This window comes from Micromonospora sp. NPDC048887 (assembly GCF_040649715.1).
Taxonomy (GTDB): domain Bacteria; phylum Actinomycetota; class Actinomycetes; order Mycobacteriales; family Micromonosporaceae; genus Micromonospora.
This window is the reverse complement of the sequence record NZ_JBEZGA010000010.1, coordinates 57,716-70,539: the sequence shown is the minus strand read 5'-3', so window position 1 is coordinate 70,539 and position 12,824 is coordinate 57,716. Positions and strand designations below refer to the sequence as shown.

Below are 12,824 nucleotides of genomic sequence, written 5' to 3'. Positions count from 1 at the left end.
GATTGGTGCCTTCCGAAGACGCGGCGCCTCCGCTCGACGTCGACCAGATCCTCGCCGACGACGGCGTACGGATCGTGGTCTGCTGCGGGGCGGGCGGAGTGGGCAAGACGACCACCGCCGCGGCGCTGGCGTTGCGGGCCGCCGAGCGGCACGGCCGGCGGACGGTGGTGCTCACCATCGACCCGGCCCGCCGGCTGGCGCAGTCGCTCGGCCTGACCGAGCTGGACAACACACCCCGCCAGGTCAAGGGCATCGACGTCGAGGCCAGCGGCGGCGAACTGCACGCCATGATGCTGGACATGAAGCGCACGTTCGACGACGTGGTGCTTCAGCACACCGACCCGGCGAAGGCGGCGGAGATCTTCGCCAACCCCTTCTACCAGGCCATGAGCTCCACCTTCGCCGGCACGCAGGAATACATGGCGATGGAGAAGCTGGGCCAGTTGCACGCCCGGGGCGAGTGGGACCTGATCGTGGTGGACACGCCGCCGTCGCGGTCCGCGCTCGACTTCCTTGACGCGCCGGCCCGGCTCTCCCGGTTCCTCGACGGCCGGATGCTGCGGCTGCTGCTGGCCCCCGCGCGCAGCGGCGGGCGGAGCATGTTCAGCCTGGTCACGGCGAGCTTCGGGATGTTCTCCAAGGTGGTGCAGAAGGTGATCGGCGCCCAGCTGCTCACCGACCTGTCCGGCTTCGTGGCCGCCCTCGACTCGATGTTCGGCGGGTTCCGGCAGCGCGCCGAGCAGACGTACCGGATCCTGCAGGCCCGGGAGACGGCGTTCCTGCTGGTCGCGGCGCCGGAGCCGGACGCGGTCCGGGAGGCCGCCTACTTCGCCGGCCGCCTGCGCGAAGAGCGGATGCCGCTGGCCGGGCTGGTGCTCAACCGGGTGCACCGGCCGGCGGCGGACCTGTCCGCGGCGGAGAGCCTGGCCGCCGCGGAGCGGCTGGCCGGCATGGGCGGGCACGAGGGCGCCGCCGAGGTGTTGCGCGCGCACGCCGCGCTGGCCCAGCAGGCGGTACGCGAGGAGCGGGTGGCGGCCCGGTTCACCGAGGCGTTCCCGGCGGTGCCGGCGGTGTCGGTGACCGCGCAGCCCGCCGACGTGCACGACGTCGACGGGCTGCGGACGATCGGCGAGGCGATCAGCCGGAGCTGACCGGGCCGGTCAGGTGGCCGTGGTGACCAGGACCTTGTCCTTGCCGGCCTTCTCCTTGGCGTTCTTCTTCATGGCCGCCTCGAACATCTTGCGCCAGCTGGTCACCTGCGGGTGACGGCGCAGCAACGCCCGGCGCTCGCGCTCGGTCATGCCACCCCACACGCCGAACTCGATCCGGTTGTCGAGCGCGTCGGCCAGGCACTCGTACCGAACTGGGCAGCTCCGGCAGATCCTCTTCGCCACGTTCTGTTCGGCGCCCTGTACGAACAACGCGTCCGGGTCTCCGTTCTGACACGCCGCCAGTGACGGCCAGTCAGTGATCATGCCCATCTGTACACGTCCCCCCTTGCAGTACCTACCGACTTCGCGCGAGCAGCCCCTCGTACATCCCCCCGGTCGTTCGCGCCGGCCTCCCCAGGGAGGCACGAACGACACATGGCTGCGGTCGCCGCCACCATCATGCTGTGTAGTCGCCCGATTACGCAACGTTGTCGGCGAAATCCATCATTCCGGACACTCCCGGCTTCCCGGGCTTTCGCCCCGCGACTACCCGGCCCGACTACGTGAAAACGCTGCGCCGCTCCCGGAGTTCGGCGAGACTTCCGCCGGATCTCACGCAACCTCGGACCAGGGCTCGTGCGTTTAGCACAACGAGGCCGGCGCGTGCAGGAAATGGGGAAAGTTCCCCGCGCGCCCGCCGTTCCCTGCTCGCGTACCCTGTCGAGGTGACCTGGATGCGGAAACGTGACCACAACGTGCTGACCAACGCCGCATCGCTGCTGATCTGCGGCCTACTGGCCGGAGTGGTGGTCGCCGCGGCGGCCTTCCCCGTGGCGGCGATGTCCGGACTGGCCGCCAAGGCGGGTGCGGAGACGTTCGAGGCGCTGCCCAAGGAGCTGACAGTCGCCCGCGCCCCGCAGATCACCAAGCTGCTCGCGTCCGACGGCAAGACCGTGCTGGCCACGATGTACGACGAGAACCGCAAGGACGTCAAGTTCGAGGACATCTCGCCGTACATGAGGCAGGCCATCATCGCGGCCGAGGACCACGACTTCTACAAGCACAACGGCGTGGACATCAACGGTGTGGCGCGCGCCTTCGTCAACAACCAGGCCGCCGGCTCCTCCCGGCAGGGCGCGTCGACGCTCACCATGCAGTACGTCCGGCTGGCCATCTCCTACTCGGCCACCCACCCGGCCGACGTCGTCGCCGCGACCGAGGACACCAGCGGCCGCAAGCTGCGCGAGATGAGCCTGGCGCTCCAGGTCGACAAGGAACTCTCCAAGGACGAGATCCTCCGGCGCTACCTGAACATCGCCGCGTTCGGCAACGGCGCGTACGGCATCTGGGCGGCCAGCCAGGTCTACTTCAACAAGCCGCCGAGCAAGCTCGACATCCAGGAGTCGGCGATGCTCGCCGGCATGGTGAAGGCCCCCACCTCGTTCGACCCGACCACCAAGTCGGGCTACCCGGAGGCGGCCGGCCGGCGCGACTACGTCATCCAGAACATGGTGCAGATCGGCGCGATCACCCAGCAGGAGGCCGACGCCGCCAAGAAGATCAAGCTCGTGGTCAAGGGCAAGCGCACCCCGAACGGCTGCACCCAGACCACCACCCGCTCGTGGGGCTTCTTCTGCGACTACCTCTACCGCTGGTGGCTCCAGCAGGAGACGTTCGGCGCCACCTCGTACGACCGTGAGCGGCGGCTCAAGAGCGGCGGCTACACCATCATCTCCACGCTGGACGTCCAGGCCCAGAAGGGCGCCGACAAGGCAGTCCGCAACAAGCTCGGCGAGAGCAGCAAGGCGGCCCGCATGGTGGCCGCCATCGAGCCGGGCACCGGCCGGGTCCGCGCCGTGGCGGTGAACCGGAACTTCAAGCTCGACGACCCGGCCGACCCGCAGAACAAGATCTCCAGCGACCCGAAGAAGGCCAAGAAGAAGATCCGGGGTAACTACCCCAACACGGTGAACCCGCTGGTCACTGGTGGTCCCGGCATCGCCGGCTACCAGGCCGGCTCGACCTTCAAGATCTTCACGCTGGTGGCGGCGCTGGAGAAGGGCTACCCGCTCAGCTACCCCATCAACGCGGGGCCGGTCTTCAAGTCCGACTACCCGGTCGAGTTCAACTCGCCCGCCGCCTGCCCGGGCACCAACAAGTACTGCCCGAAGAACGCCAACCCCGCGATGGCCGGCATGCACAACATGTGGAGCGGCTTCGGCTTCTCGGTCAACACGTTCTTCATCGACCTGCAGCAGCGGGTCGGCGCGGAGAACGTGGTGAAGGCGGCACAGAAGCTCGGCATCTCGTTCCGCTCGTCGAGCGACGCGCAGCTCGCCGCCAACCCGCACCAGTGGGGCGCGTTCAGCCTCGGCGTCTCCCAGACCACGCCGCTGGAGCTGGCGAACGCGTACGCCACGCTGGCCGCCGACGGCAAGTACTGCGAGCCGATCCCGGTGCAGGAGATCCGTGGCCCGGACGGCGACAAGCTGGACGTCGCCAACCCGCGCTGCGAGCAGCGGATCAGCACCGAGGTGGCCCGCGCCGCCGTGGACGCCGCCCGCTGCCCGGTCGGTGACCGCTCCTCCACCACCAAGTGCGGCACCCCCACCGCCGGCAACGTCCGTGGCATCGTCGACGCTCCGGTGGCCGGCAAGTCCGGCACCACCGACTCGGAGAAGACCTCGGCGCTGGTCGCGATGACCAAGCAGTACGCGGTGGCCGGCATCATGGCCGACCCGGACTGGCCGCAGACCACCCAGAAGATGGGTCACGACGTGCCCACCGGCATCAACCCGGCGGTCTACCAGACGCTGCGCGACGCCATGAGGGGCAAGGAGCGGAAGAACTTCACGCCGCCCAGCGGCAAGATCGTCCTGGGCGACCAGCGCTCCATCCCGGGTGTGAAGTGCGAGTCCATCGAGACCGCGAAGTCCCGGCTGAAGGGCGCCGGCTTCGAGCCGGTGGTCTCCAGCAACAAGGTGGCGTCGGAGTGCCCGGCCGGCACCGCGGCCGGCACCAGCCCGGACGGGCGCACCATCAAGGGCGGCGTGGTGATGATCGAGGTCAGCTCCGGCAAGGGCACCACCCCGGAGCAGGGCGGCGGCGCGACGCCGGACCGGCCGGGTGGCCCGGGCGGACCAGGTAACGGCCGACCGGGACGACCCGGGAACTGATTCCAGACAGCAGACAGCGACGGCCACCTCCTACGGGAGGTGGCCGTCGTCCTTTCCGCACTACGGGAGCGCCGGCTCAGAGGCCGAGCTGGCGGCGTACCTCGGCGGCCACCCGGCCACCCTCGGCCCGGCCGGCCACCGCGGCCTGGGCGGCCTTCATGGCCGGGCCCATCTGCGCCTTGCCGGTGAAGCCACCCGCGGCGAGCGCCCCCGAGACCAGCTCGGCCAGCTCCTCGTCGGGGAGCTGCCTGGGCAGGTAGCGCTCCAGCACCTCACCCTCGGCGGTCTCCTTGCCGGCCTGCTCGGCGCGCCCGGCGTCGGCGAAAGCCACCGCCGCCTCCCGGCGCTTCTTCGCCTCCTTGGTCAGCACGGCGAGCACCTCGTCGTCGCTGAGCTCGCGCTTTTCCCGGCCGGCGACCTCGGCGTTGCCCACGGCGGCCAGGGCCATCCGCAGCGTGGAGGTGGTCAGCTCGTCGCGCGCCTTGAGAGCGGCGCGCATGTCGGCGGTGAGACGGTCCTTCAGCGTGCTCATGGACGGTGAAACTACCCTGAACGCCATGCGAAAGCGCACACTATTCCGGCTCGCGGCCGGAACCGTCGCCGCCGGTGCGGCCACCCTGGCGTACGCGTCGCTCATCGAGCGCAACATGTTCACCCTCCGCCGGTACGACGTACCGGTCCTCCCGACCGACGCCGAACCGCTGCGGGTACTGCACCTGTCCGACCTGCACATGACGCCCGACCAGCGACGCAAGCAGGACTGGGTGGCCTCGCTGGCCGCGCTCGACCCCGATTTGGTGGTGGTCACCGGCGACAACATGGCGCACCCGGAGTCCGTGCCGGGCGTGCTGCGCGCCCTGCAACCGCTGCTCGACCTGCCCGGCGCGTTCGTCTTCGGCTCCAACGACTACACCGGGCCGGTCTTCAAGAACCCCTTCACCTACTTCCTGCCCGACCGGGAGTACACCGAGGGCGTGCCGCTGCCGTACGAGGAGCTGCGCGACATCCTCACCGGCGCGGGCTGGGCCGACCTGAACAACGCCCGCACCACGCTCAAGGCCGGCGGGCGGGAGATCGAACTCGTCGGCGTCGACGATCCGCACATCGAACGGGACGACTACGACGCCGTGGCCGGCCCGGTCAGCGGCGACGCGGCGCTGTCAATCGCGGTGTCCCACTCCCCCGAGCCCGTGGTGCTGGACCGGATGGCGGCCGACGGCTTCGGCCTGCTGCTCGCCGGGCACACCCACGGCGGCCAGGTATGCGTGCCCGGGTACGGCGCCCTGGTGACCAACTGCGGGCTGCCCCGCTCGATGGCGCGCGGACTGCACCGCTGGCCCGGCTCGGACTCCTGGCTGCACGTCTCCGCCGGCCTCGGCACCCACCCCACCGCCCCCATCCGCTTCGCCTGCCCCCCGGAGGCCAGCATCCTGACGCTGATCCCCCGCTGACGGTTCCCCGCCCCGCCGCCCTTCAGATCTTGGTACGCGCCCGCCCCTCCGGGGGCCGATCCGTACCAAGATCTGCCGGGTACGCGGGGCGGGGGGTACCGAGTTTGACCGTGCGGGCGGGTGGGCTACTATTTGTCGGCACGCCTCGGGGTGTGGCGCAGCTTGGTAGCGCGCTTCGTTCGGGACGAAGAGGTCGTCGGTTCGAATCCGGCCACCCCGACCAGAGGTAAGAGGGCACATCCGATGATCGGATGTGCCCTCTGCGTTTCCCGGCCCCGCCCACCGTCGCAGTAGGATCCCGCCATGCCACGGCCGGTCGTCTTCGACCTCTTCCACACTCTGGTCCACGGCGCCGACGACGAGCGGGACCGGGTGGTCGGCGAGATGGCTCCGATCGTCGGGGTGGATCCGGCGGCGCTCGTCGCCGCGTACCACGCGACCTGGCGGGACCGGCTGGTCCGGTGGGATGCGGAGGAGACCGTCCGCATCCTCGCCGGGCGGCTCGGCGGTACGCCGACCGACGAGCAGGTGGCTGAGGCCGCGGCACACCGGCGCGCGCTCGCCCGTCGCGTGCTCGGCCGCGTCTCGCCCGCCACGCTGGACGTGCTCGACGCGCTGCGCGAGCGCGGGCACCGGCTGGCGCTGATCAGCAACGCCACCTCGGAGACGGCCGAGGCGTGGGCGGACGCCCCGCTGGCCCGGCGCTTCGACGTCGCGGTCTTCTCCTGTGCCGTCGGGCTGGCCAAGCCGGATCCGGCGATCTACCGCACCGCCGCGCAGCGGCTGGACGTCACGCCCGCCGACTGCGTGTACGTGGGTGACGGCGCGGACGGCGAGCTGGCGGGGGCGGCGGCGACCGGCATGATGGTGCTGCGCACCATCGAGCACCAGGACACCGACCCGGGCTGGATCGGAACCGTGATCGCGAACCTCCGTGACCTACCCGCTCGGCTCGTGGAGCCGGTCCTGACGGGATCGGACGAGATCGACACGACTACGCGAAGCCACCCCGCCACTCGGGGTTGACAGTGCCTCCTGGCAAAGTATCCGCATGCCGCCGATGATCCGATCCCGACTCACCGATTGGACCACCGTCGCGCCCCTGGTCGCCGTGCTCGTGCTCGTGATGACCTGGGGACGGGAGCTGCCCGGCCCGCTCATCTTCGTGGTGGCGGCCCTGCTCGCGGCGGCTGTGCTCGCCGCTGTGCACCACGCCGAGGTGGTCGCGCACAAGGTCGGTGAGCCGTACGGGTCACTCGTGCTCGCGGTGGCTGTCACCGTGATCGAAGTCGGTCTGATCGTCACGCTGATGATCAGCGGCGGCGACAAGACGCAGGCGCTGGCGCGGGACACCGTCTTCGCCGCCGTCATGATCACCTGCAACGGCATCCTCGGCCTGTCGCTGCTGCTCGGCGCGCTGCGGCGAAAGGTCGCGGTGTTCAATCCGGAGGGCACCGGCGGGGCGCTCGCCACAGTGGCGACGCTGGCCACGCTCAGCATGGTGGTGCCGACGTTCACCACCAGCCGGCCGGGGCCGGAGTTCTCCCCCGCGCAGCTCGCCTTCGCGGCGGTCGCCTCGCTGGCGCTCTACCTGCTGTTCGTGATGGTGCAGACCGGTCGGCACCGCGACTACTTCCTCCCGGTGACCCAGGAGGGCAGCATCCTCGCCGAGGACAAGACCGGAGACGGGCACGCCGAGCCGCCGTCCACGCGTACCGCGCTGGCCAGCCTGGCCCTGCTGGTGGTGGCGCTGGTAGCGGTGGTCGGTGACGCGAAGACGATCTCCCCGGCGATCGAGACGGCGGTCAGCGCGGCCAACCTGCCGCAGGCGTTCGTCGGCGTGGTCATCGCGCTGCTGGTGCTGCTGCCGGAGACGCTCGCCGCCGCCCGGGCGGCCCGGCGGGACCGGGTGCAGATCAGCCTCAATCTCGCGCTCGGCTCGGCCATGGCCAGCATCGGCCTGACCATCCCGGCCATCGCGATCGCCTCGATCTGGCTGGACGGGCCGCTGGTGCTGGGCCTGGGCGGCACCCAGATGACGCTGCTGGCGCTGACCGCCGTGACAGCGGTGCTCACCGTCGTGCCGGGCCGGGCGACTGTGCTCCAGGGCGGGGTGCACCTGGTCCTGCTCGCCGCGTTCGTCTTCCTGGCCGCCAGCCCGTAAGCCGGCAGCCGCCAGGCCGTGAACAGGCCAGGCCGTGATCAAGCCCGCCGAAGAGGAGGGTCGACAGAACCGTCAGTCGTGCGTCTCCGTGCGCGCCACCTCGGCGAACGCGGCGGTCAGGTAACCGGCGAACGGCCGTCCGGTGACCGCGAGCAGATCGGCCACGAGCAGCGGCGCGTGCCGGGCGACCGCCGCCGGGTCGGGCGGGCTGTCGTCGTCGCCGGGGTCGTAGACGCCGAGCGCGCCGGCCAGCAGCACCAGCAACACGTGCGGGTCGACGTCGGGCCACCACGGCGCCGCCGACCTGACGCACTGTTCCAGCACCTGCCGTACGTCGTCGCCGTCCAGCCCGTCCGGGTGCCCCTCCTCCAGCAGCAGCCGGACCACGCCGCCCAGCACCAGCCCGGCCCGGTCGGCGGCGGCCAGCCGCTCGACGGCCGGGGCGTACGCCTCGGTGTCGCGGGCCTGCGCGGCGCCCACCGCGTCGGTGGCCGTCTCGGCGATCTCGCGGGCCGGTGCGGGCAGGTGCCGCCAGGTCGTCGTCACCGGGTCAGCATGGCAGAGCACGTGTGCTCGCTCACCTTCCGGCCCGGCGACGGCGGGTGTAAGGAGTAAACGGGTCGCGGTCGTCGTACCCGCCGAACAGAATCCCTGCCATGCTGCGCCGCGCCCTGCCCGCCCGTCCCGAAGCCCGCCGGATCCTGCTCGGCACGCTCTTCTCCGCCGTCGGGCGCGGCCTCACCCTGCCGTTCCTGTTCATCTACCTCACCGACGTACGCGGCCTGACCGACACCCGGGCCGGTCTGGTGATCGGCTGGTTCGGCGCTGTCACGCTGGCGCTCTCGCCGCTGGCCGGCACGTTCATCGACCGGTTCGGTGCACGCCGGGTGGTGCTGCCCTGCCTGGTGATCGAGGCGATCGGCACCGGCTCGCTGGCGCTCGTCGACTCGACCGCGTCGGCGTTCGGCGTGATGACGCTTGTCGCCGTGGGCAGCTCGGCGATCTGGGCCGGGCAGAACACGATCCTGGCGTCGCTGACCGACGACGGCGAGCGGCAACGCGTCTTCGGGCTCAACTTCGCGCTGCTCAACCTCGGTATCGGCACGGGCGGTCTGATCTCCGGCGCGGTGGTCGACGTGGCCCGTCCGTTCACCTTCGAGGTGATCTACCTGCTGGACGCGGTGAGCTACCTGATCCCGGCGCTGATCCTGCTGAGCCTGCCGCGGGTCGGGCGCCGGCCGGCGGTGGCCGCGGATGCGAAGTCCGCCGGCCGGAGCACCGGCGGCTACCTGACGGTGCTGCGGGACCGGCCGTTCCGCCGCCTGGTCCTCTTCGGCCTGGTGCTCACCACCTGCGGGTACGCGCAGATCGAGGTGGGCTTCGCGGCGTACTCGGTCCGGGTGGTGGAGGTGACGCCCCGGGTGGTGGCGTGGGCGCTCGCCGCGAACACCGTCATGATCGTGCTCTCGCAGTTGCTGGTGATCCGGCGGCTGGAGGGACGCAGCCGCACCCGGGCACTCGCCACAGTCGGCGCGGTCTTCGCCGGCGCGTGGCTGGTGCTCGGCGCGGCGGGCGTGGTGGGCGGCGGCAACGCGGTGCTCGCGGCGCTCGGCGTGGTGGCCTGCTCGGCGATCTTCGGGTTCGGCGAGACGATGCTGTCGCCGGTCATGCCGGCGCTCACGAACGCGCTGGCCACGGACGAGTTGCGCGGCCGGTACAACGCCATGAGTTCGATGATCTTCGGGATCAGCGGCGTGGTCGGTCCGGTCACCGCCGGCCCGCTGATCGGTGCGGCCGACGGGCGGGTCTGGGTGGCGGTGGTGGTGGGCGGCTGCCTGGCCGCCTCGCTGCTCGCGCTGTCGCTGCGTCCGCTGCTCACCGCCGCGCAGGACGGCCGTCCGACGGCCGCCGCGACGCCGGAGCCCGAGCCCGCGCGGGCGACCTGACACGAAGCCGGCGGCCTGCGACGAAGCGCGCAGCCTGACACGCGAACGGGCCCCGGAGCGAACGCTCCGGGGCCCGTCGGCGGTGCGGTCGGCCGTCAGCCGGCCGCGACCTCGGTGGTCGTGCGGATCCGGTCCAGCGCCGGCGGGGAGACCGGCGACTTCTCGGTCAGGTACGCGGTGAAGGCGTCCAGGTCGATCTGGCCGGTCACCGCGTTGGTGCCGCCGGTCAGGACGCTGAAGCCGTCGCCGCCACCGGCGAGGAAGTTGTTCACGGTGACCCGGTAGGTGGCGGTGTCCGCCACCGGGGCGCCGTTGATGGTCAGGCTGCCCCGGACCACCCGGGTGCCCGCGCACGGCGTGCCGGCCGGCGCGGTGGTGCCGTTGACGTCCACGACGTAGTTGACGGTCGAGGACGCGTAGAGCACACGCGCCACTGTGAACTGCTGCTCCAGCATGCAGTAGAGCTGCGCGCCGGTCAGGTCGAGCGTCACCAGGTTGTTGGCGAACGGCTGCACGGTGAACGCCTCGGCGTAGGTGACCGGGCCGGCGTCGAGGTCGGCGCGTACGCCACCGGGGTTCATGAACGCGGCGACCGCGTTCTGCTCGGTGTCGGTGGCGGCGAGCTGGGCGTCGGCGATCAGGTTGCCCAGCGGCGACTCACCGGTCTGGTACGTCGGCTTGCCGTTGACGTCGACCCCGGTCTGGTACAGGTTCTCCTGGGTCTTGGTGATCGCGGCGGTGGTCTCGCCGACCACCCGGTCGGCCACCGGGCCGAGCGCGGTCTTGTACCTGTTGATCAGGTCGGTCGAGGGCTGGTCCGGCTTCACGTCCCGGGTGACCACCACGTTGTTCGCGGACGCGCTCACCACGTCGCGGGTACGTGGGTCGATCTTCAGGTCGATCTGGGTGACCAGGCGGCCGAACGAGCTGGCGCTGGTGACCAGCTTGCCGTTGATGTTGCAGTTGTACGCGGCGTGAGTGTGCCCGCTGACGATCACGTCGATCGACGGGTCCATCCGGTTGGCGATGTCGACGATCGGGCCGCTGAACCCGGTGCAGTCGTTGATGCCGCCGCCGTTCTGCACACCACCCTCGTGCAGCAGCACGACGATGCTCTTGACCCCGAGCAGGCGCAGGATCTTGGCGTACTTGTTGGCGGTGTCGGCCTCGTCGGTGAACCGCAGGCCGGCGACGCCCTGCTGGCTGACGATGTTCGGGGTGCCCTCCAGGGTCATCCCGATGAAACCGATCGGGACACCCTTGACGATCTTGATGCCGAACGGCTGCATCAGCGGCAGGCCGGTGGAGGTCTTGAACGCGTTCGCCGAGAGGTACGTGAACTTGGCGCCGCCGAACGGCGTGCCGTCGGCGCAGCCGTCGACCGGGTGGCAGCCACCGCGCTGCATGCGCAGCAGCTCGGCCGCGCCCTCGTCGAACTCGTGGTTGCCGACGCTCGCGAACTCCAGCCCGGCGAGGTTCATCTCCTCGATGGTGGGCTCGTCGTGGAACGCGGCGGACAGCAGCGGCGAGGCGCCGATCAGGTCACCGGCGGCGACGGTGACGGTGCCCTTGCCCTGCTGCTTCGCGGCGGCGCGCATCGACTTCAGGTGGCTGGCCAGGTATTCCGCACCACCGGCCGGCTGACCGTCGATGGTGCCGCTGGACCCGCTCGGCGGCTCCAGGTTGCCGTGGAAGTCGTTGAGCGCGAGCAACTGGACGTCGACCGGCTTCGGGCGGGCCTCGGCCTGGTCGGGGGTGACGGCGACCGCGGTGAACGCGGTCGCGGCGAGTGCGGCCAGGCCGACGGCGGCCCGGCGTCGCATCCCGGTGACGGACATGGAACTCCTCGTGAGATGCAGGTATGTGGCGTCCGGACGATGGTTCGCCCGGCGACCCTTATCCGTGCCGTGACAGGTGTCGATCGCGGAGAGCGGTACTCGGGGGAACGCCACCCCGCCGGGGTAGCTTCTCATCCACCAGCCGCCAGGTCGAACGGGGCGGCATCAGGAATCGTCGCTGTCTCGGACGGCGGGTACCGGTCTGCCGGACGAGTCGGACATGACGGTCAGATGAAATTCCGCGCGGCGCACGCTGTCGGCGCCGGCCGTCGTCGAAGGCGCCGGCTCCCAGGGACAGGGAGCCGGCGCCGACGCTCATGTCACGCGGAATTCCTTGCGCTGGCAACCGTCTTCGCCCGAATCACCTCCTGCCGGACACCCATCGCCGACCGAACGGTCGTTCATCTTCGACGGCCCGGCATATCGAGCAAACTGTCCGAACTCGACTGACGCCCCGGAGGGCCGGTCCGGCGGTCCGCTGTAGGCGGCGCCGACGAGCGCGCGCAACGCGGACCGGGTCCACCGCCCGGCGACCCCCGGCCGGCCCGCCAGGTAGCCGACGGTGCGCGCGGCGTCCCATCCGTGCGCCTCGCGCAGCCCGCGCGCCAGCAGGCCGAGGTAGACCGGTGCGGGCCGGGTCCAGGGCACCTCCACCGCCCGGTGCGGCGCGGTGAACGTGAGCATCGGCAGGCCCTCGTGGACACCGACGCGCAGCAGCGTCTCGTAGCGGCCCGGCCCGAGCCTCGCCCGGCCGGTCTCGACCGCCACGCGGATCCCGGCCAGGTCGGCGCCGAGCGGCCGGTACATCTCCTGCGCGGCGATGTCCGCGAACTGCTCGACGGTCACCAGGTAGCCGCGCGCTGCCGCCCGGCCGGGCAGCAGCGGGTCGTAGAACGCCATGCCGCCGGTCCAGGCCCGCGACTCCCCGGCGAAGTAGACGCCGCCGGGGATCAGCACCGGGACCGTCCGGCGCGGTGGCCGGCGGTCCCGGCAGCCGGGGTACGTGCGCAGCCCGCCGGGTGGACACCCGCCACGCAGATACCAGTCGAGCCGTGCGGCGTGCAGATTGGACCCGTACGCGACATACCAGAGCATCGG

At 71.3% G+C, this 12,824-nt stretch carries 11 protein-coding genes and 1 tRNA gene; 7 read left to right on the top strand and 5 right to left on the bottom strand.

Annotated elements, in window-relative coordinates; genetic code table 11:
• The first annotated feature begins 2 nt into the window (after positions 1-2).
• Positions 3-1,151 carry an ArsA-related P-loop ATPase gene (locus tag AB0C17_RS17185; protein WP_357385387.1) on the top strand — a complete coding sequence of 383 codons (1,149 nt, stop codon included), beginning with the start codon at positions 3-5 and terminating at the stop codon, positions 1,149-1,151.
• 9 nt (positions 1,152-1,160) lie between these two features.
• On the opposite strand, the gene AB0C17_RS17180 is transcribed toward AB0C17_RS17185, so the two are convergent.
• Entirely contained in the window at positions 1,161-1,481 is a 321-nt protein-coding gene (locus AB0C17_RS17180) for a WhiB family transcriptional regulator (RefSeq protein ID WP_043327856.1), read from the bottom strand.
• A gap of 404 nt (positions 1,482-1,885) precedes the next feature.
• Between AB0C17_RS17180 and AB0C17_RS17175 the strand changes: the two genes are divergently transcribed.
• A complete protein-coding gene (locus AB0C17_RS17175) occupies positions 1,886-4,327 on the top strand; it encodes a transglycosylase domain-containing protein (protein WP_357468731.1) in 2,442 nt (813 codons plus the stop codon).
• A 76-nt stretch (positions 4,328-4,403) separates the two neighbouring features.
• Here the strand turns inward: AB0C17_RS17175 and AB0C17_RS17170 are convergent, their stop codons facing one another.
• On the bottom strand, positions 4,404-4,859 hold the full coding sequence (locus AB0C17_RS17170) for a GatB/YqeY domain-containing protein (RefSeq protein ID WP_357385383.1): 456 nt from the start codon (positions 4,857-4,859) through the stop codon (positions 4,404-4,406).
• A 25-nt stretch (positions 4,860-4,884) separates the two neighbouring features.
• On the opposite strand from AB0C17_RS17170, the gene AB0C17_RS17165 reads away from it, so the two are divergent.
• From AB0C17_RS17165 to AB0C17_RS17150, 4 genes are all read left to right on the top strand, one after another.
• Positions 4,885-5,778 carry a metallophosphoesterase gene (locus tag AB0C17_RS17165; RefSeq protein ID WP_357385381.1) on the top strand — a complete coding sequence of 298 codons (894 nt, stop codon included), beginning with the start codon at positions 4,885-4,887 and terminating at the stop codon, positions 5,776-5,778.
• Positions 5,779-5,924: 146 nt separating this feature from the next.
• A tRNA-Pro gene (locus tag AB0C17_RS17160) sits at positions 5,925-6,001 on the top strand.
• Positions 6,002-6,081: 80 nt separating this feature from the next.
• Complete coding sequence (locus AB0C17_RS17155; protein ID WP_357385363.1) at positions 6,082-6,804, top strand: HAD family hydrolase; 723 nt, start codon at positions 6,082-6,084, stop codon at positions 6,802-6,804.
• Between the two features lie 34 nt (positions 6,805-6,838).
• The gene (locus AB0C17_RS17150) at positions 6,839-7,942 is read left to right on the top strand and encodes an ionic transporter y4hA (RefSeq protein ID WP_357468723.1); all 1,104 of its coding nucleotides are present in this window, start codon (positions 6,839-6,841) and stop codon (positions 7,940-7,942) included.
• 72 nt (positions 7,943-8,014) lie between these two features.
• Here the strand turns inward: AB0C17_RS17150 and AB0C17_RS17145 are convergent, their stop codons facing one another.
• A complete protein-coding gene (locus tag AB0C17_RS17145) occupies positions 8,015-8,488 on the bottom strand; it encodes a hypothetical protein (RefSeq protein WP_357479312.1) in 474 nt (157 codons plus the stop codon).
• 110 nt (positions 8,489-8,598) lie between these two features.
• Here AB0C17_RS17145 and AB0C17_RS17140 point away from each other — a divergent pair, with 110 nt between their 5' ends.
• Positions 8,599-9,888, top strand: coding sequence for an MFS transporter (locus tag AB0C17_RS17140; protein WP_357385357.1), 1,290 nt, complete (start codon positions 8,599-8,601; stop codon positions 9,886-9,888).
• A 95-nt stretch (positions 9,889-9,983) separates the two neighbouring features.
• Here AB0C17_RS17140 and AB0C17_RS17135 read toward each other — a convergent pair whose 3' ends face one another.
• Both AB0C17_RS17135 and AB0C17_RS17130 read right to left on the bottom strand, forming a co-directional pair.
• The gene (locus AB0C17_RS17135) at positions 9,984-11,726 is read right to left on the bottom strand and encodes a bifunctional metallophosphatase/5'-nucleotidase (protein ID WP_357468717.1); all 1,743 of its coding nucleotides are present in this window, start codon (positions 11,724-11,726) and stop codon (positions 9,984-9,986) included.
• A 315-nt stretch (positions 11,727-12,041) separates the two neighbouring features.
• The gene (locus tag AB0C17_RS17130) at positions 12,042-12,821 is read right to left on the bottom strand and encodes a histone deacetylase (protein WP_357385353.1); all 780 of its coding nucleotides are present in this window, start codon (positions 12,819-12,821) and stop codon (positions 12,042-12,044) included.
• Positions 12,822-12,824: the final 3 nt, after the last annotated feature.